The organism is bacterium (genome assembly GCA_035691305.1).
GTDB lineage: Bacteria > Sysuimicrobiota > Sysuimicrobiia > Sysuimicrobiales > Segetimicrobiaceae > DASSJF01.
In genome coordinates this window covers 16,231-39,636 of sequence record DASSJF010000027.1, presented here as the reverse complement: position 1 = coordinate 39,636, position 23,406 = coordinate 16,231, and the positions used below count along the sequence as shown (strand labels likewise).

At 68.0% G+C, this 23,406-nt stretch carries 20 protein-coding genes and 1 tRNA gene; 14 read left to right on the top strand and 7 right to left on the bottom strand.

Translation table 11 applies throughout. The features are described 5' to 3' along the window. Nucleotides 1-237: 237 nt before the first annotated feature. Nucleotides 238-1,626, top strand: a complete 1,389-nt coding sequence (locus VFL28_04775; protein HET7263960.1) for an amidohydrolase family protein — start codon at nucleotides 238-240, stop codon at nucleotides 1,624-1,626. 1 nt (nucleotide 1,627) lies between these two features. On the opposite strand, the gene VFL28_04770 is transcribed toward VFL28_04775, so the two are convergent. From VFL28_04770 to VFL28_04760, 3 genes are read right to left on the bottom strand one after another with little or no spacing between them, the layout of a single operon-like run. Next, the gene (locus VFL28_04770; GenBank protein HET7263959.1) at nucleotides 1,628-2,455 is read right to left on the bottom strand and encodes an ABC transporter permease; all 828 of its coding nucleotides are present in this window, start codon (nucleotides 2,453-2,455) and stop codon (nucleotides 1,628-1,630) included. Then, entirely contained in the window at nucleotides 2,452-3,372 is a 921-nt protein-coding gene (locus VFL28_04765; protein ID HET7263958.1) for an ABC transporter permease, read from the bottom strand. Before VFL28_04765 ends, VFL28_04770 begins: the two co-directional genes overlap by 4 nt. 39 nt (nucleotides 3,373-3,411) lie before the next feature. Beyond that, nucleotides 3,412-5,061, bottom strand: coding sequence for an ABC transporter substrate-binding protein (locus VFL28_04760; GenBank protein HET7263957.1), 1,650 nt, complete (start codon nucleotides 5,059-5,061; stop codon nucleotides 3,412-3,414). A gap of 377 nt (nucleotides 5,062-5,438) precedes the next feature. Between VFL28_04760 and VFL28_04755 the strand changes: the two genes are divergently transcribed. The 9 genes from VFL28_04755 to VFL28_04715 are packed head-to-tail and all read left to right on the top strand — an operon-like array spanning nucleotide 5,439 to nucleotide 16,510. Then, nucleotides 5,439-6,983 carry an ABC transporter substrate-binding protein gene (locus VFL28_04755; GenBank protein HET7263956.1) on the top strand — a complete coding sequence of 515 codons (1,545 nt, stop codon included), beginning with the start codon at nucleotides 5,439-5,441 and terminating at the stop codon, nucleotides 6,981-6,983. A 44-nt stretch (nucleotides 6,984-7,027) separates the two neighbouring features. Beyond that, entirely contained in the window at nucleotides 7,028-7,966 is a 939-nt protein-coding gene (locus VFL28_04750) for an ABC transporter permease (protein ID HET7263955.1), read from the top strand. Continuing rightward, nucleotides 7,959-8,867 (top strand): ABC transporter permease, encoded by a 909-nt coding sequence (locus VFL28_04745; GenBank protein HET7263954.1) that lies wholly within the window; start codon nucleotides 7,959-7,961, stop codon nucleotides 8,865-8,867. The genes VFL28_04750 and VFL28_04745 overlap by 8 nt, the downstream gene beginning before the upstream one ends. Nucleotides 8,868-8,902: 35 nt before the next feature. Next, nucleotides 8,903-9,880: an NAD-dependent epimerase/dehydratase family protein gene (locus VFL28_04740; GenBank protein ID HET7263953.1), complete on the top strand. Its 978-nt coding sequence runs from the start codon at nucleotides 8,903-8,905 to the stop codon at nucleotides 9,878-9,880. Between the two features lie 48 nt (nucleotides 9,881-9,928). Continuing rightward, nucleotides 9,929-12,001, top strand: coding sequence for a hypothetical protein (locus VFL28_04735; GenBank protein ID HET7263952.1), 2,073 nt, complete (start codon nucleotides 9,929-9,931; stop codon nucleotides 11,999-12,001). Then, nucleotides 11,998-13,401 carry a dihydroorotase family protein gene (locus VFL28_04730; GenBank protein ID HET7263951.1) on the top strand — a complete coding sequence of 468 codons (1,404 nt, stop codon included), beginning with the start codon at nucleotides 11,998-12,000 and terminating at the stop codon, nucleotides 13,399-13,401. Before VFL28_04735 ends, VFL28_04730 begins: the two co-directional genes overlap by 4 nt. After that, nucleotides 13,398-14,867 (top strand): M20/M25/M40 family metallo-hydrolase, encoded by a 1,470-nt coding sequence (locus VFL28_04725; GenBank protein ID HET7263950.1) that lies wholly within the window; start codon nucleotides 13,398-13,400, stop codon nucleotides 14,865-14,867. Before VFL28_04730 ends, VFL28_04725 begins: the two co-directional genes overlap by 4 nt. A gap of 10 nt (nucleotides 14,868-14,877) precedes the next feature. Further along, nucleotides 14,878-15,555: an isochorismatase family cysteine hydrolase gene (locus VFL28_04720; protein ID HET7263949.1), complete on the top strand. Its 678-nt coding sequence runs from the start codon at nucleotides 14,878-14,880 to the stop codon at nucleotides 15,553-15,555. Nucleotide 15,556: 1 nt separating this feature from the next. After that, nucleotides 15,557-16,510: a phosphotriesterase-related protein gene (locus VFL28_04715; GenBank protein ID HET7263948.1), complete on the top strand. Its 954-nt coding sequence runs from the start codon at nucleotides 15,557-15,559 to the stop codon at nucleotides 16,508-16,510. Between the two features lie 3 nt (nucleotides 16,511-16,513). Here VFL28_04715 and VFL28_04710 read toward each other — a convergent pair whose 3' ends face one another. Both VFL28_04710 and VFL28_04705 read right to left on the bottom strand, forming a co-directional pair. Beyond that, nucleotides 16,514-17,725, bottom strand: a complete 1,212-nt coding sequence (locus VFL28_04710) for a pyridoxal phosphate-dependent aminotransferase (GenBank protein ID HET7263947.1) — start codon at nucleotides 17,723-17,725, stop codon at nucleotides 16,514-16,516. A gap of 11 nt (nucleotides 17,726-17,736) precedes the next feature. Then, on the bottom strand, nucleotides 17,737-17,907 hold the full coding sequence (locus VFL28_04705; protein HET7263946.1) for a hypothetical protein: 171 nt from the start codon (nucleotides 17,905-17,907) through the stop codon (nucleotides 17,737-17,739). A gap of 217 nt (nucleotides 17,908-18,124) precedes the next feature. Between VFL28_04705 and VFL28_04700 the strand changes: the two genes are divergently transcribed. Continuing rightward, entirely contained in the window at nucleotides 18,125-19,096 is a 972-nt protein-coding gene (locus tag VFL28_04700; protein ID HET7263945.1) for an NAD(P)-dependent oxidoreductase, read from the top strand. A 13-nt stretch (nucleotides 19,097-19,109) separates the two neighbouring features. Here the strand turns inward: VFL28_04700 and VFL28_04695 are convergent, their stop codons facing one another. Together VFL28_04695 and VFL28_04690 are read right to left on the bottom strand one after the other, a co-directional pair. Continuing rightward, a complete protein-coding gene (locus VFL28_04695) occupies nucleotides 19,110-19,577 on the bottom strand; it encodes a hypothetical protein (GenBank protein ID HET7263944.1) in 468 nt (155 codons plus the stop codon). A gap of 448 nt (nucleotides 19,578-20,025) precedes the next feature. After that, nucleotides 20,026-20,102: transfer RNA gene (locus VFL28_04690), tRNA-Pro, on the bottom strand. 115 nt (nucleotides 20,103-20,217) lie between these two features. Between VFL28_04690 and VFL28_04685 the strand changes: the two genes are divergently transcribed. The 3 genes from VFL28_04685 to VFL28_04675 are packed head-to-tail and all read left to right on the top strand — an operon-like array spanning nucleotide 20,218 to nucleotide 23,398. Further along, entirely contained in the window at nucleotides 20,218-20,997 is a 780-nt protein-coding gene (locus tag VFL28_04685; protein ID HET7263943.1) for an enoyl-CoA hydratase-related protein, read from the top strand. Between the two features lie 2 nt (nucleotides 20,998-20,999). Then, nucleotides 21,000-22,205: a CoA transferase gene (locus VFL28_04680; protein HET7263942.1), complete on the top strand. Its 1,206-nt coding sequence runs from the start codon at nucleotides 21,000-21,002 to the stop codon at nucleotides 22,203-22,205. Next, nucleotides 22,202-23,398 carry a CoA transferase gene (locus VFL28_04675; GenBank protein HET7263941.1) on the top strand — a complete coding sequence of 399 codons (1,197 nt, stop codon included), beginning with the start codon at nucleotides 22,202-22,204 and terminating at the stop codon, nucleotides 23,396-23,398. Before VFL28_04680 ends, VFL28_04675 begins: the two co-directional genes overlap by 4 nt. The last annotated feature ends 8 nt before the right edge of the window (nucleotides 23,399-23,406 follow it).

Genomic DNA, 23,406 nt, shown 5'->3' with positions numbered 1-23,406 from the left:
CTCGGGACTACGGACGGTCAGACGAGATCCACCGCTCACTCCGCCGGTCCTGGTTTGATTTGGCCTCGCTCGCGCGTGGGCAAGAGAACCGATTGGGACACAGGGTACTCCTTGCCGATCGTAACTCGCGATGTGTGCGCAGTTGGTTTCGCGCGCCCGCGGCGCGACCCCGGAGGTCCCTTCGCTGCGCGCGGCGTAGTCGGATGGTGTACCGCACGTGCGCGCCGGGAGAAGCGGATGCCGTTTGATGTGATCGTCGGAAACGGAACGATCGTCAGCCCCCGGGAGGAGTTCCCCGCGGATATCGGGATCACGGCTGGCCGGATCTCGGCCGTCGCCGCCCCGGGAGTGCTTGCCCGGCAGGACGCCGCGGAATGGGTCGACGCGGCCGGCCTTAAGGTGCTGCCGGGGCTCATCGACGCGCATGTCCATTTCTACGATCCCGGGTGGCCGGAGTGGGAGGACTTCACCAGCGGCACGCGCGGCGCGGCGGCCAGCGGCCTCACCACGATCGTCGAGATGCCGAACTCGTACCCGTCCGTGGATCGGGCCGAAATCATGCGCTCGAGGCTTCAGATCGTCGAGCCTAAGGCGGTGATCGACTTCGCGATGTACGGCGGGCTCGGGGAGACGAACGGCGGAGCGGCGGCCGGACTCGCCGAGGCCGGTGTCATCGGATTCAAGAGCTTCCGCTCCAAGCTGCCCGAGACCAACGAGCGCGCCAAACTCGAAGGCGGCATCCGCGTTGCGGATCCGGGCCTGATGCTCGAGCGCCTGCGCGAGTCGGCGGCCACGGGCCTCGTCCACTCGGTGCACGTCGAGCACGACGCGCTCGCGAAGTACTTTGAGGCCAAGGCGCGCGCCGCCGGGCAGGTCAAGCCTCAGGACCACAGCCGCGGGCGTCCCGAGCTGTGCGAGGTCGTGGCGACAGGGGAGACGCTCGCGCTCGCCCGCGCCGCCGGCGCCAGGCTGCATCTCGTCCACGTCGCCTCACCCGACGCGATCATGCTCGCCCGGCGCGCGCGCGAAGATGGCCAGGCCGTCACGATCGAGTCGCGGCCGGAGTATCTACACTTCACGGACACGGATATGACCTCGTTCGGGGCATACGGGAAGGTGCACCCGCCGCTCCGCTCGGCGGAGAGCCAGGCGCGGCTGTGGGAATTCGTGCGTAACGGTACTGTGGATATTCTCGCAAGCGACCACACGCCGAGCCCGTCCCGCGAGGCGGACCGCCGTTCGGACAACATCTTCGATGCGGCCGGCGGGCAGCCGGGCATGGAACCCATGGTGCCGATGATGCTGACCCACGTGAACGCCGGACGTTTGACGCTCGGCCGCCTCGTCGCGCTGCTGAGCGAGAATCCCGCACGGATCTTTGGGCTCTACCCGCGCAAGGGCCGCGTTGCCATCGGCTCGGACGCCGATCTCACGATCGTTGACATGGCGCGGACGCACGTCCTGCGGTCCAACGACTTCTACACTAAGTCGCGCGTCTTGACCCGTCCCTACGACGGCCGCACGGTTACCGGGATAGCGGTCGTGACGATGGTGCGCGGCCGCGTCGTCGCCTCAGGGGGCGAGGTGACGACGCGGCCGGGGTACGGACGGTTCCTGCGGCCGTAGACTAAATCCGCAGCCGGGGATCGAGCGCGTCGCGCAGGCCGTCCCCGAACAGATTGAATCCGAGGATCACGGCCATCAGCGCGAGCCCCGGCGCGATCATGACGTGCGGCGCCATCCCGGCCCATTCCAGGCTGTTCTGCAGCATGGACCCCCACTCGGCCGTGGGGGGCGAGATGCCGAGCCCGAGGAAGCTAAGGCTCGCGCCGATCGTGATCGCGCTCGGGACGAAGAGACTGATCTGCACGATGACAGGGGGGAGCATATTGGGGACGATGTAGCGGCCGATGATCCGGCCGTCCCGCGCGCCGGCCGCGCGCGCCGATTCCACGTAGGCCTGCTCCCGCAGGCTGAGCACGACGCCGTTCACCAGTCGCGTGAACTGCGGGACCTGGTAGATCGCCAGCGCGATGATGACGTTTCGGAGGCTCGAGCCCACGACGGCGATGATGCCGAGTGCCACGACGAGGCTCGGGAATGCCAACAGCACGTCCATGAAGCGCATGATCGGGGTGCGCACCCGAGGATAGTAGCCGGCGACCAGCCCGCACGCGATGCCGGTGACTCCGCCGAGCGCGACGGCACTGACCGACATCACGAGGTCCGTGCGGGCGCCGACCACAACCCGGCTCAGCAGGTCGCGGCCTTCGGTGTCCGTGCCAAACGGGTGCCGTCCGGTGGGGGGCGCGAGGTTCTGCGTCAGGTCGATGGCGTTGGGGTTGTCCCGCAGCAGGTGGGGGCCGACGGTCCCGGTCGCGAGGAACAGGGCGATCAGGATCCCGCCGTAGTGGAGCCGGAGGTTGCGGCGCGCGGCGGAGGGCCGTCGTCTCATTCGAGGCGGATGCGCGGATCGATCCACGCGTACAGCAGGTCTACTGCCAGGTTCACCAGCATGAAGAGCGCCGCGAACAGCAGCAGGTCGCCCTGAATCAACGGAAAGTCACGCTGTGCCACCGCGGTCACGAGGAGGCGCCCCAGGCCGGGCCACGCGAAGATCGTCTCGGTTACGATCGCGCCGCCGAGCATGTAGCCGAAGAGCAGCCCGATCACGGTGACGACCGGCAGCAGCGCGTTGCGCACGGCGTGCCAGCCGATGACCACGACCTCGCGCAGACCTTTCGCCCGGGCCGTCCGTACGTAGTCTTCCTTGATCACGTCCAGCAGCGACGAGCGGGTCATGCGCACGATAAAGGTCAGGGGAAACATCGCAAGCGAGACCGCGGGCAGGATGTAACTGCGCCACGTCTCGTTCCCGCCGCTCGGGACGACGTGGAGGCGCACGCTGAACGTGTAGATGAGGAGAAGGCCGAGCCAGAAGAGCGGGATCGAGATGCCGGCGAGCGCCACGCCGCTCGCCGCCGCATCCCACATCGTGTCGCGCTTCCAGCCGGCGAGGATCCCGAGCGGAATGCCGACGGCGGCGGCGACCGCCATCGCGGCGCACGAGAGCGCGAGCGTCGATGGGAAATGGCCGCCCAGTTCGTGCAGGACCGTCTGCCCGCTCTGAATCGAGACGCCGAGGTCGCCGCGCAGCAGGCGCGAGAGGTAGCGGGCGTATTGCACGGCGACCGGTTGATCGAGCCCCCACGCCCGCCGGTACTGCTCCACCGTTTCCTGGGAGGCATCGGTGCCGACGTAGAGCCGAGCGGGATCGCCCGGGATCGCCCGGAAGGCGAAGAACACTACCGTCACGATCAGGAGGAGCAGCGGGATGCTGACGAGCGCGCGCCTGGCGATGTAGCCGCCCATCGTCGCGTCCTCGACCAGCGGTCCCCGATCAGGCGGGCGCTAGCGCTTTTCCTTCCACGCGTACTTGGCCGGCCAATTGTTCGCGGGGCCGTTGAAGAACACGCCCTGCACGGTGTCCTGCACGGCCGCGATCGTCGGCACGTCGCACAGCAGTATGGTCGGCGTGTCGGCGTACACTTGCTTGATGATCCGCGCAAAGATCTGGTCACGCTGCGCCTTCGTCGGCGCGCGCAGTGCGGCGTCGACGTCCTTGTCCACCGTTGGGTTGGAGTAGTGCGCATAGTTGTAGTACGCGGGCGGCCAAGCGCTCGTGAGGTAAAAGGTTCGCATCACGTACTCCGCATCGCCCGAAAAGACGTTGACGGCGAGGTTCAGCAGATCGTAGGGGAGCTGCTGGGGAATCGGCAGATTGACGCGTGCCAGAAAGGTCGCCGAATCCACGACGTTGACGTTGGCGCCGACGCCGACGTTCTTGAGCATGCCCTGCACCAGCTCGGCGATCTGCACGTCGCCGGAGCGGGCGCCGCTGGTCGTCGCGATGTCGAGCGAGAGCGACTTGCCGTCCTTCGCGCGCATCCCGCCCGGGCCCGGCTTCCACCCCGCTTCGTCCAGGAGCCGCGCCGCTGCCGCCCGGTCGTACGGGTAGACGCCAGCCCGTGCGTAGCCGTCCACCTTGCGCGTCAGGAAGTTAGCGGTCGAGAACTCCGCGCTGCCGAGCAGCACGGTCCGCATGATGCCGTCCTTGTCGACCGCGTGGTTGAGCGCACGCCGCACGCGACCGTCCTTGAGCGGATCGTGTGCTGCGTTGATCGCCAGGTAGTACTGCTGGGAGCCCAGCTGTTGCAGAACCCGGAAGCCCTTGAGGTGCCGCAGCCGCGCGATGTCTGGGATCGAGAGCGCGAGCGCCATGTCCACGTCGCCGGCCTGCAGCATCGCGGCGCGCGCACTGATCGACGGCACCATGCGGAACACAATTTCGTCGAGGTACGGCAGCCCTTTGCGCCAGTACTGCGGCGCGCGCCGGAGCCGGAGGATCTCGTTGGCGCGGAACTCCTGGACGGTGAACGGGCCCGTGCCTGAGGCCTGTCGCTTGAGGCCGTCGTCACCGACTTTTTGGACGAACGACGGGCTGTACATCGAAAACGTGGGCAGGCTGAGCCACGCCGCGAGGCCCGGCTGGGGCTGGGTCATCGTTACCCGCACCGTGAGGTCGTCGACCGCGTCGATGCGCCTGACGAAGAGCGCGTCGTAGAGCGGCTGTTTCTTCTCGCCTTTGCGCTCCAGGTTCCACTTCACGGCCGCGGCATTGAAGGACGTCCCGTCGTGGAACTTCACGCCGGGCTGCAGCTTCCAGGTGACCGTCAGGCCGTCCCGGGATATCTGCTCGCTCTGGACCAGGGAGGGGACCAGCTTGCCGTCCGCGTCCCAGTCGAATAGCGTCTCATAGAAGTACTTCGCGACCTCGTTCAACGTGCTGATGTTGGCGGAGTTCGCGTCGATGTGCGTCGCGAACGGGACGAATGCGATCGTGAGCGTGCCGCCGTATATCGGTTCCGCAGCCTGCGCCGGGACGGCGCCGAGCAACGGCCGCAACGCGGACAGAGCGGCGCCCCCGGTCAGCGTGGCGCCTGCGGCGGACAACAGGTCGCGGCGGCTGATCCCCTTGCCCATGCGGCTGCCGTGCTTCATCCCGTGCACCCCCGTTGTCATGAGTCGCCACAGTGTTTGGCCCGTGGCGTGGGCGTTCCCTTGTCTATCCGACATCGGAGCAGTTCCGCGGTTTCAGGCGAGCGGCCCGCGATACATGAAGGGTGTACTGCGTCTCGCAGCCGATCTCGTGCCGGGCCGGCTGATTGTCGTGCTGGACGGTACACGCTTACTGCGGCGCACCTGCCCTTCTGTGGAATGATCGTGCGATCCTAGGGTGTTGATCGGTAACTCTCGGAACGCCGTTTCGAATGCGGCAGGACTTCAACAGCCACCACATGAACCCTTTTGACACCGACTCCAACACCGGCGCAACACCTCACATCTAACTCACACCTAAGGAGAAGGAGGTCCTGACAATGCGCAGTGAGCCCAAGTTGTTGGCCGGTGCTCTTGCCGCCGTCCTGGCCGTGGTGTCTCTTCCGGCTGTTGGATTGCCGCAGTCTGGCCCGGCGCGCGAGCAGGTGATAGTGGCCGCGTACCCGAGGGATTTCCGCAACCTGGACCCCGCCCGCATTCCGGGCTCGCCGGACTACCAGATCGCGATGAACGTGTTCAATGGCCTCGTGCGCTACAAAAGCAGCTCGCTCGACGTCGAGCCCGATCTCGCCGAGCGCTGGACCGTCTCGCCGGACGGCAAGACGTATACGTTCGTTCTGCGCAGAGGGGTGCAGTTCCACCACGACTACGGCGAGATGACGTCCGCCGACGTGAAGTTCAGCTTCGACCGGATTCTCAATCCCGAGACGAAGTCGCCCTACCGGGACTCGATGCAGATCATCCAGTCGGTTGATACCCCTGACAAGTACACCGTTCGCGTCGTCCTCAACGCGCCGTCGTCGAGCTTCCTCGCAGCCGTGCTGGCGTTCCGGCCCGGGTACATCGTCAGCCAGCGGGCCGTCGAACAGTTGGGGTCCAAGTTTTCGCTCAATCCGATTGGGACCGGGGCGTTCCAGTTTGCGAGCTACGCGCCCCGCCAGGAGATCGTGCTTGACGCCAATGCGCATTACTTCCGGGGGGCGCCGGCGGCCAAGCGTATCGTCTGGAAGATCGTCCCCGACGACAACACGGCAGCGCTAGCGCTGCGGCGTGGTGAGATCAACTTCATGATCGTCCGGGACGTGCAGGTGTACAAGGACCTCCAGAAGGACCCCAGCCTTGCGTTTACGGCGACCCCGGCCGCCGGTTGGTGGGGATTCTACATGAACACCCGGCGCAAGCCGCTAAGCGACGTCAAGGTTCGGCGCGCGCTCGCCTACGCGACCGACCGCGAGACATTCGTCAAGGCATTGCTCGAAGGCGTGGGGCAGCCGATCTATAGCATCCTCAGTCCCGGTATGGTGGGTTACACTGCAAACATCGAGCGCTATCCGTTCAACCCGGCCAGGGCAAAGGCGCTCGTCGCCGAGGCGGGTTATCCGAACGGGTTCAAGATCAACGTTATCCACGAGGAGTCTGCGTACTCGTCCGTCATCGCGACGGCGATGCAGGAGTGGTTCAAGAACATCGGCGTGACGCTCGACGATCAGCGGCTCGAGGCCGGCGCCTGGACCGCCCGGCATCAGGCGGGCGACTACGACATCAACATCGACGGCATCACGAGGTTCGACCCCGACCAGATCCTGACCGAGGAATTCCACTCGGTCAGTTTCCCGCCCGGCAGCAACTACGCGTACTATGGGGCGATCGATGCGCTGATCGAGGCGCAGCGGCGGGCGCTGACAACCCGCGAGCGCGTCCAGATCCTGGCCGCGATTCAGAGGAAGGTGGCCGAGGACGTGCCGGTGGTGCCGATCGTCGACCCGATCTACGTGACAGCCTACAACAGGGGCCAGCACGGCTACGGTGCGAATACCGGCCACTGGATGACCCGGTTTGAGTTCGTAAAGTTCGCGGTGCGGTAAGCCCAGCCCCGAGGCGCCCCCGCGGCCGTGCGGGGGCCCGGTCGATGAGCTACGTGCTGCGCCGGCTCGAGCGTATGGTGCTCACCATCGCCGGTGTGATTACGTTTGCGTTTCTGCTGATCCACCTGACACCGGGCGACCCCGCGGCGCTGGTGTTGGGAGACTACGTGACCCCGGACGCGCTGCGGCAGGTGCGGGCCCAGCTGGAGCTCGACAAGCCGCTCGCGGTGCAGTACGCCCGGTATGCGAGCCGCGTCCTCCACGGCGACCTAGGCCACTCGTTCCGCACCGACCAACCGGTGCTCGACGAGATCCGCAGCCAGGCGCCGTTCACCGCGATGCTGACCGCGGCGGGAATCGTGCTCGCGCTCGCGATCGGCGTTCCGATCGGGACGCTGGCGGCGATCCGGCGCAACTCGCTCGCGGACTACGCGGCCACGACCGTGGCGATGCTGTCGCTCTCAACCCCGGGATTCTGGTTTGCGATCCTGCTGATCTATGTGTTCGCGTACCGGCTGGGACTGTTTCCCGTGATCGGCGCGGGCCGGTGGGGAGACTGGCACGCGATCCTCACCCACTTGGCGTTGCCCGCGGTCGCGATCGGAGCGCGCTCCGCCGCGCTCGTCGCCCGTATGACCCGCTCCTCGATGCTCGACGTCCTCCATCAGGACTACATCCGGACCGGCCGCGCCAAAGGCCTGAGCGGCCGGGCGGTCGTGCTGAAGCACGCCCTGCGCAACGCCGCGATTCCCATCGTGACGATCGTCGGCCTGGATGTTGCATACCTACTCGGCGGTGCCGTCGTCACCGAAACGGTCTTCGCGCGCCCGGGGCTCGGCAAGCTGCTCGTGGACGCAATCTACGCCCGTGACTATCCGACGATCCAGGGCGCGATCATGATCTTTGCCTTCAGCCTCGTGGTGATCAACCTGCTGGTGGACCTCAGCTATGCGTGCCTCGACCCGCGCATCCGGTATCAATGATGCCGCGCGAACGATCGCGCCGGCCGCCGGCCGTGCCACGCCGGCCGCGGACGCGCTACGCGCGGTATGGCGACGCCGCAGCGCCGCAGCCGGGCTAGTGGTCGTCGGCACGGTAACCCTTGTGGCATTGCTCGCGCCGCTGCTTGCGCCTCACGATCCCATCCGGCAGGCCGTTTTCGAGCGCCTCCGGCCGCCTGGGTCCGCGGCCCACGTGCTCGGGACGGACCACTTCGGCCGCGATCTGCTGTCGCGGCTCATGTACGGGGCACGCGTGTCGCTGCTGGTCGGCGTCCTCTCGGTGGCCGTCGCCTCAGGCGCCGGGACGGCCGCCGGCGTTCTGGCCGGCTACTTCGGTGGCATTTTGGACCAAACGCTCATGGCCGTGGTCGAGGTGTTGATGGCGTTTCCACTCATCCTGCTGGCGATCGCGATCGTCGCCGTGCTGGGTGGCGGCGTCATGAATGTCATGCTGGCCGTCGGCATTGCCAACGTGCCGGCTTTCGCACGGCTGGCGCGGGCCGAGATTGTACGGCACCGCGGCCGGGAGTACGTCGAGGCGGCCCGGGCACTCGGCGCAGGACATCGCCGCCTCATCACCCGGCACCTGCTGCCCAACTCCTGGTCGCCGATCATCGTGCTCATGACGCTCAAGGTGTCGACGGCCATCCTGACCGAAGCCACGCTGAGCTATCTCGGCCTGGGCATCTCGCCGCCAACGCCGACGTGGGGCACGATCATCGCTGACGGCACCCGGTTCCTGCCGCGTGCGCCGTGGATCTCGCTGGCGCCCGGCCTCGCGATCGTCGCCACTGTGCTGGGTTTCAACCTGCTCGGCGACGGAATTCGCGACGCGCTCGACCCGCGACTCCGCGGCGAATACGCGTCTGCGGCGGGCGACTGAAGCGCCGGTGTACGACGCACGAACGGAGGAGCAACATGACGATGAGCACGACGCCGATCCTGGTCACCGGCGCCGCGGGCGTGGTCGGCTCGCATACCGTACGCCAGCTGCGCGAGCGTGGAGCCGCTGTGGTGGCGGCCGACATCCTGCCCGGCCCCGGGCCGTTGCTCGACGGTCTCGACGGCCTCGAATATCGGCGGATCGACATTCAGGACCTCGCCCAGGTCCTCGACGTGCTGCGCGACGTCCGGTCGGAGCGCGTCGTGCACCTCGCGGCGCTCGTCGGTGACTGGTACAACCGCCACCCGCTTGCCAACCACACCGTGAACGTCGGCGGTTTCTTGAACGTGCTCGAGGCCTGCCGGCTCAGCGGCGTGCGACGCCTCGTCTTTGCTTCGACGTGGTCACTCTACCCGGAATTTCACGGTACGCAGCACGGGCATCCCGACTACGTGCCGGTGCCCGAAGACACACCTCCGCTGCCGGTCCGACCGTACGAGATCGGCAAGTACTCGTGCGAGCGCATGGCCGCCTGGTTCAACCACGTCTACGGGCTAGAGTTTGCGGCGCTCCGCTTCGGAGGATACTACGCGGCTGAACGCCGCTTCCATAAGGAGCCGCGCGGAGCGGGTCCGCTCACCGACATGCTGATGGCGGCGGCCTTCAGGCGTCCGTTCCATCTGGAGACGGGTGGGGATCAGGGGTTCGACGCAGTCCACGTCAAGGATTGCGCGCACGGATGCGTGTGCGCTGCGCTGGCGACGGCCACGCCCGGCGGCATCTACAACGTCGGCACCGGGCAGGCAGCGACGCTGCGCCGGGCTGCGGAGATCCTGCGCGAGCTCGCACCGGAGAGCAAGATCGAAGTCGGGCCGGGACTACTGTCCGTCAAGCACTACTGCAGGCTCGATGTCGGGCGGGCCCGGCGCGAGCTTGCCTATTCGCCTCGCTTCCCGCTGCGCGAGGGGCTCGCGGACTGTCTCGCGGAAATCCGGAGAGTCGCCGTCGCGTGACAATCCGTGTCGGTCGACGCTGGCGGTCGGCACAAGAAGGAGGAGCGCATGAACCCGCGTTGGATTGAGGCCATTGCCGCGACGCTCTCGGGCGAGGCGGCGAAGCAGGACACGGAAGCGATCACCTGTTACGTCCGCTCGCCGGGCTCGTCCGGCTATCACGAGGCCACGAACTTTGTCCGGCGACGGCTTGGCGAGGTCGGGGCCGAAGACGTGGCGAGCGAGCGGTACCCGCTCGACGGCGAGACGGTGGTCGTCGGCCACACCTTGCCGCCGGCGTGGGAGCCGCTCGAAGCGGAACTGCGCCTGCTACCCGAGCGCGATCTGCTGGTGGCCTATCCGGCGGTACCATCGTGCGTGCCCTGGTGGTGTCCCTCGACGCCCGACGAGGGCGTAGGCGTCGAGGTCGTCGACGTCGGCGCCGGGCTGACCGACGCCGACTACGCTCGTCGGGAGGTGGCGGGCAAGGCGGTACTGCTGAGGCACGGCACCGACGATGCCGAGAAGGTGGCGTGGTCTCGCGCCGTCGCGCAGGCGGAACAGTACGGCGCCGTGGGTATCATCACCGACTACTTGCTTGTCACCACGCCGTGGAGGACGCGCACCGGTCTGGCGGATGCGGTGCAACTGATGCGGCTGCCGGCGCGGTGGAAGAACCCGTGGGCGCTCACGGTAGACTACACGGCCGCCGAGCGCCTGGCCGCCCGGTGCCGGGAGGGCCGGGCGCGGGTGTTCGTCAGGATCAAGACTCGTTTGTTCAAAGGCGAGGGTCAGAACCTCACCGGCGCGATTCGCGGCCGCGAGCACCCCGAGGAGTCGGTGGTGTTTATCTCCCACACGTCCGCGGCCACGCGGCCGTGCGCGAACTGCGCCGCCGGCCCGGCCCTGATGATCGAAATTGCCCGCACGCTCCGCACGCTCGTGGAACGCGGCACAATCCCGCGCCCGCGGCGTACGATCAGGTTCATGTTTGTCGCCGAAGGGCTCGGCAGCATGGCGCACTTCGCGCGGCACCCCGACGATCTGCCGAACATGTTGTGCGGGATCAATTTCGACAGCGTGGGCCACCACCAGGACAAGCTCAAGAGCAGCCTCGTCTTTTACCGTGTCCCGGATTCGCTGCCCACGTTCATTAACGACCTCGGCCAGTGGCTGCTGGAGTCGACGCCGAAGGAAGCGGCGTGGCCGTTCAAGCACGAACCCGTGATCCCGCTCGTCTCGTTTATCAGTCTGCCGTACGGGCCGTGGAGCGACAACCAGCGATGGAACGGCATGGGGATTCCGTGTCCGCTTATCATGTCGTGGCCTGACCGCTATTTCCACACGCAGCTGTTGACCGCCGACAACACGGATCCGATGGTGTTCCACCGGGCCGGGGTCGTCAGCGCGGCCCTCGCGCTCGCGATCGCGGACGCGGGGCCGGATGAGGCGGCACAGTACGCCCGCCTGACGGAAAACTACGGCAGCCTGCGGATCGGGCTTGCGGTCACCCGCGCAATCGAAGCGCAGACTCGGGAAGGAGGCGCGCAGGGCGCTGTCCTCGCGCAGCGGGCGACCCGCGCGATCCGGCATCTCGCCGCTCGCGACGCTCGGGCGATCGAGACGACGGACCGTCTCGTCCGCCACGAGCCGGCCGATGTGCGCGACGCGCACGCGCGGATCGTGAAAGCGTCGACCGCACGACTCCGCCGACAACTGCGCGAGGCGTTGGCGCTGCTCGAGACGCCGGCCTTGTCGACCACGTCAGCGCCCCCCAACGACGATGCCGGCGCGGTGATCCCCGTGCCCGCGTACGAGGGGCCGCCTCCGCGCGACTTCGGCCTGCAGTACCCTGAGATGGCGGATCTCGTCGCCCGGATGCGTACCGTCGATCCTCGGACGTACTGGGATACCTTACTCGTGCTGACCGACGAACTGTGGAATCTCTCTGACGGCCGGCGCACGCTGGACGACATCGCCGCCATTGTGAGCGAGCAGTTCGGGCTCAATATCGAGGCGGGACACCTGGAGAGGCTCGTCCTGGGTATCGAGCGCGCCGGGCATATGCGCCGGCGGCGGCGGGCGGCGAGGCGCGTCCCGGCCGCCGCCCCGGCAGGCTCCGCGGACGGAGACGGTCGGTGACCTTCGATCTTGTCGCCCTCAACGGAACCATCGTCACGCCCCGCGAGCGCCGGCGTGCCGATCTCGGGATCAGCGGCGGGCGGATCGCCGTCGTAGCGTCACCGGGACAGCTCACAGGTGCGCTATCGCGTGACAGCCTCGATGCGGCCGGCCTTGTTATTCTGCCTGGGCTCATCGACGAACACGTTCACCTCTACGATCCCGGGTGGCCAGAATGGGAAGATTTTCCGAGCGGCACCCGCGCGGCCGCGGCAGGCGGCGTGACGACCATCCTCGAGATGCCTAACTCCGTCCCGGCCACCGATTCGGGGGAGCGGCTGGCCGCCCGGCGGCGGGCGGTGGAGCGGCGCGCCATTGTCGACTTTGGACTCTACGGCGGGCTTGGCGCCTCGAACCCCAATGCAGCCTTGGGTCTGGCGGCGGCCGGCGCCATCGCGTTCAAGACTTTTCGCGTACAGGCGCTGCCTGGCTCCGAGAAGGCCCGCCTGGAAGGCGGTGTCCGCGCCGCCGAGCCTGCCGATATGCTTGAACGCTTCCGGGAATCCGCGCCGACCGGCCTGCCGCACGCGGTGCACGTCGAAGACGACCGCTTGGGCCGGTACTTTACCGCGAAGGCTCAGGCGGAAGGGAAGAACCGGCCCGAGCACCACAATCTCGGCCGGCCCGAGCTCTGCGAGATCGTCTCGGCCGCCGAGACACTTTCGCTGGCGCGTGAGGCGCGTGCGCGCGTGCATCTCGTCCACATGAGCTCGCCGGATGCCGTCGTGCTTTCGGCGCGGCGTCGGGCGGAAGGCCAGCCGATCACGGTCGAGACATGCCCGCAGTATCTGCTGTTTTCTTCGGAGGACATGGCCCGCTTCGGCCCGTGGGGCAAGGTGCACCCGCCGCTGCGTAGTCCCGAAAGCCGCGACCGCCTGTGGGAGTTTGTCAACGACGGCAGCATCGACGCGATCGCCACCGATCACGCGCCCTATGCAGCGGACGAGAAAGCACGCCACCCCGACGACATCTGGAAGACGCCGGCCGGGCACCCCGGACTCGAGACGATGCTGCCGGGCCTGCTGACCCAAGTGAACGCCGGCCGCCTGTCGCTCGAGCGGCTCGTCGCACTGACGAGCGAGAACCCGGCGCGCATTTTCGGGCTCTATCCGCGAAAGGGCGCGATCCGACCGGGCGCCGACGCGGACCTCGCCGTCGTGGATCTGGCGCAGGAACGCGTTCTGCACGCGGGCGACGGGTTCTCCCAAGCGCGTGCGACGGCCCGCTGGTTCGACGGTGTGACGGTGCGCGGCGTGCCGGTGATGACCCTTGTCCGCGGGACGGTCGTCTACCGCCAGGGTGAGGTTCTGGTCGAGCCGGGCCACGGCCGATTTCTACGTGGCGTGGGGGTGGTGTCATGACGCCCCGTGAGGCGGAGATGCAGCCCCAACTCGACCGTGTGCGCGAGTACCTCGAGCGTCATCACGACCGCCATCTCGCGCGGCTGCAGACGTTGCTGCGCCAGCCGAGCATCTCAGTCGACGGCGTCGGCGTCGAGGAATGCGCCAAACTGTATGCGGAGCTCGCCCGAGACGGGGGCTTCACCGAAAGCGAAGTCGTATCCACGGGTGGCGCTCCGGGCGTCTGGGCGGCGTGCGAAGCAAGTGCGCCGGTAACGCTCGCCACGTACGGCATGCTCGATTCCGTACGCGCCGACCCCAAGGGATGGTCGTCTCCGCCGTTTGACGCCGCAGTCGTCCCGCTGCCGCCGTTCCCGCGGGTCGTCATCGCGCGCGGCGCCCGGGCGGTCAAAGGTCCGCTCGGCGTCTTCCTCAACGCCGTGGAGGCGTGCCGGGCGGTGCTCGGCCGCACGCCGGTGAACGTACTCGTGGTCGCGGAGTGCGACGAGATCATGGGCAGCCCCGGGTACCGCGGGATGATCGACCGCTATCGCGCTCGGCTTGCCGCCGCGTCCGCGGCGTGGAATCCCGGCGCGTCGCAGGACGCGAATGGCGCGGGGCACTTCACGCTCGGGTACAAAGGCATGATCTACATGGCGTTGCGCGCGAGCGGGGCGCGCTGGGGTCGCGGCCCGCGCGAGACCGCGATCCACGGGATGGCGAAATCGGTCGTGGACAGCCCAGCGTGGCGGCTCGTGCACGCCCTTGCCACGCTGACGTCGCCCGACGGCAACGTCGTGCGGCTCGAGGGCTTCGACCGTGCGACCCCGCCGCCGTCGGCCGACGAAGCTCAGGAGATGGCGGCCGTCATGGCACGCTTTCAAGGCGTTCCCTGGCAGCGTGTGCTGACCGGGGTGCAGAGCGCAGACGTCCGCGCGATCGATGATCTGCCGGACGAAGAGATCTACCGGCGCTACTTCTTCGCGCCCAGCATGAACCTGAACGGCCTGCGCAGCGGGTACCTCGGTCCGGGAACGCGGGCGTTCAGCCTGCCGCACGCGGCCGAGGCGACGTTCGACATCCGCATCCCGCGGACGTGGGATGTTGCCGACGTGGTGCAAGCGCTCCGCCGGCGCCTCGATGAGGCGGGGTTCGGAGACGTGGAGAGCATGGTGTTCGGCGCCTTCAACGGCTCCCGAGTCAGCCGCGACGCGCCGGTGGTCCGCGCAGCAGAGGCGATGTTCACATCGCGCGACCTCGACGTGGTCTGGTGGCCGATGACCGGCGGCGGCGGTCCGTGGTCGCTGTTCACCGAGGAGTTTGGCATACCGCTGCTGCGCGACGTCGGGCTTGGCCACGGCCGCGCGTCGGCGCGCGACGAGTACCTCGTCATCGAAGGCGCCGGGAAGATCGGCGGGATGGTGGACCTGGCGCTGTCCTACGTCGAGTTCATGTTCCGGCTGGCGGCGTCCGGCACGGCGCACTAACGGTCTCGTGATGCGGGCGCGTCTGCCGTTCCGGGCTCTGATGGCGCCGGTGCCCCCGGTCGATCTCACAGCTACACGTGCCGCGCTGGCGGTGCTCGACTGCCATCGTTTCACGCTCGACCCGCAGAGCGGCTTCGCCCGTCTGGCACGCGAACGGGGGATAGCCAGGGAATTGGCAGAGTACTATGAACAGGTCGACCAGGTCGTGCCGAATCTTCGCACCCTCATCGAGGCGTGGCGGGGCAAGGGGCTGCCGGTGATCTTCACGCGCCTGGTGGCCGACGACCAGCACGCCGGCAGCCTCAGCCGGCAGGCGGGCGTGACGGGATTCTGGACATCGCCCGCGTCGCCGGAAGCCGAGTTTCTGCCCGGCGTGGCGCCCGAACACAGCGATACACTCATCGATCGTACTACCGTCAGCGCTTTCGCGGGGACACCGCTGGCGGACCGACTGCGTGCGTTGGAAACTCGAAGCGTGGTCGTGGCCGGTGTGCTGGCCGGCGGCGCGGTCGATCTCACCGCCCGCGAAGCGGCGGACCTTGGCTACAGTGTGGTCGTCGCGTCGGACGCCTGCGCGGCTGAGACGTGGACACTCCATACGCTGACGACCACGATGTTGGTCGGCGCCTTGATCCGCGTCAGGAGCGTCGCGGCCATTCTCGAGATGCTCGACGGGCGCCGGACCTGACATGCGCATCGAAACCGTGACGGGTTCCATCACGCCGGAGATGCTCGGCATCACGTACATGCACGAGCATATTCTGTGCGATCAGCGCCGTTGCCGGCCGGACGGCCTCAGGCCTCCGGGCGGCGGGACCTCGATGGTGCTGGATGACGTAGACGTCGCGGTGCGCGAACTGCGGGAGATCCGCGCACTCGGGGCTGCGGCAGTCGTTGAGGTCACGATGCAGGCCTGGGGAAGAGACGTACAGCGGCTCAGGGAGATCTCGCTGGCGACCGGCCTCGCCGTCATCGCCGCCTCGGGATTCTATGTCGAGCAGTGCCATCCCCGGTTTGTCGCCGAGCAGAGCATCGAGGAATTGACTGAGGGGTTGATCATCGAACTGCGCGAGGGCGTTGGCGACACGGGCATCAGGACCGGCCTTCTCAAATCGGCGATCAGCCGGCCGGTCGTCGAGGGGCCGGAAGAGAAATGTGCGCGCGCTGTGGCGCGAGCGCATCTCGCGACCGGCGCGGCGATCACGACGCACACGTCGGGCTCCGCCCGCTTCGAGATCCCCGGCGGTAACATCGGAATGCTGCTACTCGAGGTGCTGGAGTCGGAAGGCGCCGATCCCCGACGCGTCATCATCGGTCACAACGATGTGAACATCGACATCCGGAACATCGAACGGCTCTGCCGCCGGGGCGCGTACGTCCAATTCGACGTGATCGGCAAGCAGCATTGGATGCTGGATGAGACGCGTGCGGAGGTCATCGCCGAGCTGGTCAGGCGAGGTCTTCTCAAGCATCTCATGCTCTCCTTGGATCGTGCGCGCAAGTCGGAATTGAAGTCGTACGGTGGCCAGGGGTACGCCTATCTGCTGACGCACTTTGTGCCGATGCTGCGCGACGCGGGCGTCCCCGCGGACGCGATCCGCACGATGCTCGTCGACAATCCCCGCTCGGCGCTGGCGTTCTGATGCTCAACTATACCCGGCATCTGTCAGGAGGCGCCGCACCACCGGCGCGAGCCGGGACGCGGCCTCCCTGAGTCTGTCGAATGGCTGGATCAGGCTATACCGCAGCCAGCCCTCTGCCTGCGGACCAAACGCGCCGCCGGACGACATAGCGATGCGTGCTTCGCGAAGGATCGTCTCCCACATCTCCGCGGAGCTGCGACCGATCTTGCGAACGTCGAGCATGCCGACGAACGCGCCGGGTGTCGGTCTCTGCGCCAGGCCCATCTCGCCGAGGGCCTTGAGGAAGAACGCCCGCCGCTCGCCATACGTGCGGTGCACCTCGTCGTAGTACGGGCGCGCCGCATCCGAGAGCGCCGCGACCCCACCCCACTGGTTCGCGCTGGCGGCCGCCATCGACATCGCGTACCGCATCTGATCGAGGGGCGGCAGCAGCCACGGCGGGGCGATCACCCAGCCGAGCCGCCATCCCGTCATGCAGTAGGACTTCGAGAAGCCGTTGATGGTGACGACCCAATCGGCCGATTCCGGCAGCGAGGCCATGCTCACGTGCCTGTGTCCGTCATAGACATACCGTTCGAACAGTTCGTCGGCGATCATGAGGATACGCCTGCGCCGCGCGATGTCGAGGAGCGCCTCGAGGGTCTCCCGCCGGTAGACGGCAGCCGTCGGGTTGCCGGGGTTGGCGAAGATGAACGCCTTGGTCTTGGGCGTGATCCGTGCGTCGACGTCCCCGGGATCGGGCTCCCACAGCCGGTCGCCGTTCGTCGGAATCGTCACCGGGATGCCGCGCGCAGCCTTGATCGCGCCGACGTGCCCGCCGTAGTAGGGGATCGTGGTCAGCACTTCATCGCCGGGCTCGAGCAGCGTCTGGAACACCGCCGTTGCGGCCTCGGCGCTGCCATTGGTGACGATCACCTGATGCTCCGACGGCACGATCACGCCGTTCTCGAGCCTGAGCTTGCGCACGATGGCGGCGCGTAGTTCAGGCAGCCCACCGAAGACGTAGTGTGTCTTGCCTCGGCGCAGGGCGTCGATAGCGGCGTCGACCGCCGCCGGGGCGGCGGTCAGGTCCGGGTCGCCCGAGTTAAGGGCGATGACGTCGGATAGTCCGGCTGCGATTTCATGGTAGCGACGGCGGTCCGGCCCGCCGTCGTCCCGCGCGCGGAACGAGCGCCGGAATTCCGGGATAAAGTGCGTCGCGAAGTCGATGTTCATCTCGTCCTCTCCTACGGCAGCGGGCCCCGGCCAGAGCGTGAGGCGCTGGAACGCCTCTCGGCAAACTTGATCGACGGATCGCCCGCGACATACGCGACCTTCGTGCCGCGCAGCTGCGAGCCGGTGCGAAAAGGCTCGACGTGGTGGGGCTGGGCGCGGAACTCAACGATCGCGCGCATCATCCGTTGCGCCTTTTTCCACGTGGCTGCGGATGTGCCCGATTATGGAACTGGCGTGTGAATCTGAGGTGTTGAGTGGCTGCGCGCGGAATAGTGTTTCAAAGTACCAAGGACTTCGCTGAGCGGCACCTGAACCCTTTCATGTCACCGCACGGCCCCGCGCCGCGTTCTTCCGTGCGCGGAAATCCATCACGGCCTAACCTCGCGAAGGAGCGCTATTGTGAAGATCTTGGTGACCGGCGGTGCCGGAATCGTGGGCGGCTACGTGGTGCGCGACCTGCTCGCCAAAGGCGAGCGGCCGATCGTCGTCGACGTGGCGGACGGCGCGCGGTTGGTGGCGGAATACGGCGACCGGCTCGACTACTACCAGGCCGACGTGGCCGACCTTGACGCCCTCAAGACGATCTGTGCTCGGCACGCGGTCACCACCGTGCTGCACCTCGGCGGGCTGACCGGCGCGGCGTCAAACGATCAGCCGATGGTGATGTTCCGCTCGAACATGCTCGGCACGATGCACGTGCTCGAGGCGGCGCGGCTCACGGGCGCCAAGCGGGTCATCATGGCCAGCACGCGGACGGTCTATCCTGACTTCGACGGGACGCCGTACGGGCATCCGACATACACACCCGTGCCCGAGGACCACTGGCTGGATCCGGCGCGTCCGTACGAGGTGTGGAAGCACGCCGCGGAACGAATGGGGCGGTTCTATCGCCAGCAGTTTGGGATCGAATTCGCCGGCTTCCGGTTCGCGATCTACTTCGCGGCGGAACGCACGATGCGTGCGGGCGGTCGGGCGATGGGCATGCTGAACGGCATGATTGGCAACGCAGTAACCGGGCGGCCGACCGTTTTTCCCGGTGGGGCCGACCGCAAGATGGACGTTATCTACGTCCGGGACCTCGCGCACGCGTTCGTGCTGGCCGCCGCGGCGCCGTTGCTCGAGCACTCCGCTTACAACATCGGCCGGGGCGAGGCAGTGACGCCAGGACGCTTCGCCGCGGCCGTGCAGGCTGCCGTGCCCGGGGCCCGCATCGAAGTGGGACCGGGCATCGACTTTGCGCCGGGACATTACTGCGTGCTGGACATCAGCCGGGCCCGCCGCGATTTCGGCTACGCGCCGCAGTGGCCGCTCGAGAAGGCGGTCGCCGACTGCGCCGCCAGCGCCCGCACGCTGCTCCTGCCTTCGGCCTGACCGCCGGCCCGGCCTACTGCCACTCCTCGTGAAAAAGGTCGCGGACGCGCTCGCGCGAGAGCCCAGCGCTCAGCAGGACCGTCAGCTTGACGCGCGTCTTGAGCCCGGACGTGCCGGCAAAGATCATGCCAAGCGATAGCAGGTGCGCCTCCGCACCCTCGTGCCGGCACGTGTCTCGGTGGAGCCGTCCGGTCGAGTAGGGGTTCGCGACGACGACGGTGATCCCACGGGCGAGGGCGTCCTTGAGGATCTCGACGTGCGGCGGCATCATGCGCCCCGTTTCCACCACGAGCCCGTCGACGCCAGTGCCGATGACGGCGTCCAGCCGGCCGGAAAGTTCGTACGCCGCGCCCTGCAGGAGGCGCGCTACCTGTTCCGTGTTCTCTTCGCGGAGCTGGGAAACGGAGCTCGAGAGGCTGAGCGTGGCTTTGACCGCGCCCGACGGCCCATCGAACCCTTGACGGAATGCGAACAGTGGCATCGCGTCCTCCGGTTCACCTCGCGCGACGCCCGGTTCACTCTTCGAAATGAAGTTCCCTTCCGCATCAAGGACGAGGCCGCCGCTCAGGGCAGGAAGCCACCGGAGGCTTCCAAATAGAAAATGCTGTTTCTCCAACTCGCCTCACAGCATGTCAACGAGGCGGCACACCGAATCACCGCAGGGACCTCGCGGGACGTTCGGACGGTGATCATAGACGGCCGGTCCTTCGTAGACGGCGGCAGGGTGGCCGGTGTCGGCCAGGAGCACCTGCGAAGCGATGCCGAGCGGGTCGGCGCGCGGCTGCGTGCGACACTTGCGTCTCGCGACTGGGGCGGCCGAACCGAGGACGAAATTTTCGCGGCCGCGTTCACGAGCGGCTCGGTGACGCGGTGGCGTGGGAATGAGTAGCCTTCGGGAAGCTGATGTACGAATGAGTACGAACAGCGGGTGGTCGGGGAGGAGGGACTTGAACCCTCGGCCTCAGCGTCCCGAACGCTGCGCGCTACCAAGCTGCGCCACTCCCCGGCGGGCCCCATTGTAGCACCCTGCGCGCGGCGCGTACAATCCGCGGAGGGCCGCGAAAGGCGGCCGAGACAGGGCAGGAGGCGGCGCGCCGGCGCGCGGAAGCAACGTTTCTACGATGGAAGAACTACGCGTATCGCGCGACGGGCCGATCGCGGTTCTCACGCTGAACCGGCGGGATAAGCACAACGCGATCACGGCTGCGATGTGGGAGGCGCTGCCCGCCGTTCTCGCGCCGCTCGCCTCGGAGGCGGCCGTGCGAGTGGTCGTCGTGCGCGGCGCGGGCGAAGAGGCGTTCGCGTCGGGCGCGGACATCTCCGAATTCGAGCACGTCCGGAACAGCGCCGCGTCCGCGCGCGCGTACAGCGCGCTCGTCGCCGCGGCGGAGCGCGCGCTCGTGGACTTCCCCAAGCCGACGCTCGCGCTGATCCACGGCTTCTGCGTCGGCGGCGGCCTCGAGCTTGCGCTCGCCTGTGACTTCCGCTGGACGGACCCGGGGGGACGGTTCGGCATCACCGCGGCCCGGCTCGGGATCGTCTACGGCATGGACGCGACGCGGCGGCTCGCGCGCCTCGTGGGTCCGAGCCACGTGCGTGATCTCCTGTTCAGCGGCCGGCTCGTCGACGCCGAGGAGGCACGCGCGATGGGGCTCGTCAATCGCGTGTGTGCGCCCGCCGAGCTCGACCAGGCCGCGCACGTCTATGCCCGCACGCTCGCGCAGCAGGCGCCGCTCTCGCAGCGGGGCGCGAAAGCCATGCTGCAGCATCTCGCCGGGGAGGGGACGATGACCGACCGTGACATCGCCGTTCTGATCGAAGCCGCGTACGAGAGCGCGGACTATCGCGAGGGAGTGCGCGCGTTTCTGGCGCGCCAGCCCGCCCGGTTCGAGGGCCGCTAGCGATGAGACCGCTCGACGGCATCCGGGTGGTGGATCTCACGCGGTATCTCGCCGGTCCGTTCTGCACCCAGGAGCTCGGTGACTTCGGCGCCGACGTGGTAAAGATCGAGCCGCTCGATGGGGATCACTCACGCAACCAAACGCTCCGCCCCAACCTCGTCGGCAATAGCTACTTCTTCGCCGGCGCGAACCGCAACAAACGCAGCATCGCTCTCGACACGACGAAGCCCGAGGGCCGCGAGGTCGTCCTGCGTCTCGCGCGCAAGGCCGACGTGGTGATCGAGAACTTCCGGCCCGGGGTGATGGAGCGCCTCGGCTTCGGCTCGCGCGCGCTGCGGGAGGCGAATCCGCGTCTCATTTACTGCGGCGTCACGGGGTTCGGCCAGACCGGACCCTACAGCGGCCGTCCGGGGTTCGACCAGGTCGGGCAGGGCATGTCGGGGTTTATGAGCATCACCGGCCAGGAGCCGACCGGCCCGACGCGCGCGGGGATCGCGCTCGCGGATCTCTACTGCGCGATGACGGCCTGCCGCGGCATTCTCTACGCGCTGATTGCGCGCGAGCGGACCGGGGAAGGTCAGGAAGTATACGTCTCGATTCTCGACGCCATGGTGTCGCTGCTCACCTGGAGCGCCGGGATGTACTTCGAGACCGGCACGCCGCCGGGCGTGGCCGGCAACCACCACCCGCTCGCGTCGCCGTTCGGCGTGTACCAGACCAAACAGGGCGCTTTCAACCTCTGCGCGGGCAACGAAGTGATGTGGCGGCGCCTGTGCGACGCGATTGGCCGCCCGGAACTCGCCGAGGATCCGCGATTTGCGAACGTGAACGCGCGGGTCGCAAACCGCCCCGCCCTCAACGAGATTCTGACCGAGGCGTTCCAGAGCCGCACCAGCGCGGAATGGGTGCGGTATCTCAACGAGCGGGGAGTCGCCTGCGGCCCGATCTACACTCTCGCCGAGGTTTTCCAGGATCCCCAAGTGCTGCACAACGGGATGCTCGTGGAGAAGCCCCATCCTGTCCACGGCACCGTCAAGCTGATCGGCATCCCGATCAAGCTGTCCGAGACGCCGGGCGAGATCCGCCGCGTCCCGCCGATCCTCAATGAGCACGCCGACGAGGTGCTGACCGAGGCGGGTTATACCGGGCCGGAGATCGCCCGGCTTCGGAAATCCGGCGTGCTCGGTTCCCGCCCCGCGGTGCGGTGACCGACCCAGGCCCGCTCGCCGGGCTCCGCGTCCTGGACCTCGGGAACATGATCGCCGGGCCGTTCTGCGCCCGCGTGCTTGGGGACTTCGGCGCGGACGTGATCAAGGTGGAGCAGCCGGGCCGGGGCGACCCGGTCCGGGGGTGGCGCAGCCAGTACCGCGGCCACTCTCTTCTATGGAAGACGTTGAACCGGAACAAGCGCGCGGTGACCCTGGATCTGCACGCCGCGGAAGGGCAGGCGCTCGCCCGCCGACTCTACACCGCCTCCGACATCGTAGTGGAGAACTTCCGGCCGGGGGTCCTCGAACGGTGGGGACTCGGCTACGGGCAGGTCGAACCGGAGTGCCCCCGGCTCATCATGGTTCGCATCAGCGGTTACGGACAGACGGGCCCCTACAGGAACCGGGCGGGGTTCGGCGGTGTCGCCGAGGCGGTCTCCGGGGTGCGGTTTCTGACCGGCTATCCCGACCGGCCGCCGACGCGCGTCGGGTTCGCGCTGGCCGACACGGTCGCGGGGCTCTACGGGGCGTTTGCGGCGGCGGCCGCGGTGCACGAGCGCGGGACAAGCGGCCGCGGCCAGGAGATCGACGTCGCGCTGACGGAAGCGACGTTCAGTTTGCTCGACGACCTGCTCCCGGCGTATCAGAAGCTCGGGCATGTCGCGCAGCGCCACGGTACCGGCCTTCCCGGGGTCGCGCCGAGCAGCATCTATCCGACGCGTGACGGACAGTACATCGTGATCGGAGCGAACAACGACAACGTCTTCCGTCGGCTCGCGACGCTGATGGGGCGCGAAGACTGGCTAGCCGATGCCGGGCTCGCGAACGACCAGGGACGCGGTCGGCGCCAGGTCGAACTCGACGCCGCGGTCGGTGAGTGGACGGCGCGATACGACCTGCGCCGCCTCAACGACCTGCTTGCCGAGCACGGCGTGCCGGCGGGGCCGGTCTACGACATCGCCGGCCTGGTCGCCGACCCGCAGTTCCGCGCGCGCGGCGCGGTCGCGGAGATCGACGACCCGGACGTGGGACCGCTCGCGCTGTCCGGCGTCGTGCCCCTCATGAGCCGGACCCCCGGACGCATCGGGTGGGCCGGGGCGCGCCAGGGCCAGCACAACACCGAGGTTTACGGCGAGCTGCTCGGCCTGAACACCCGGGACGTCGAGGCGCTCCGGGATCGCGGCGTGATCTGAGGCGGGAG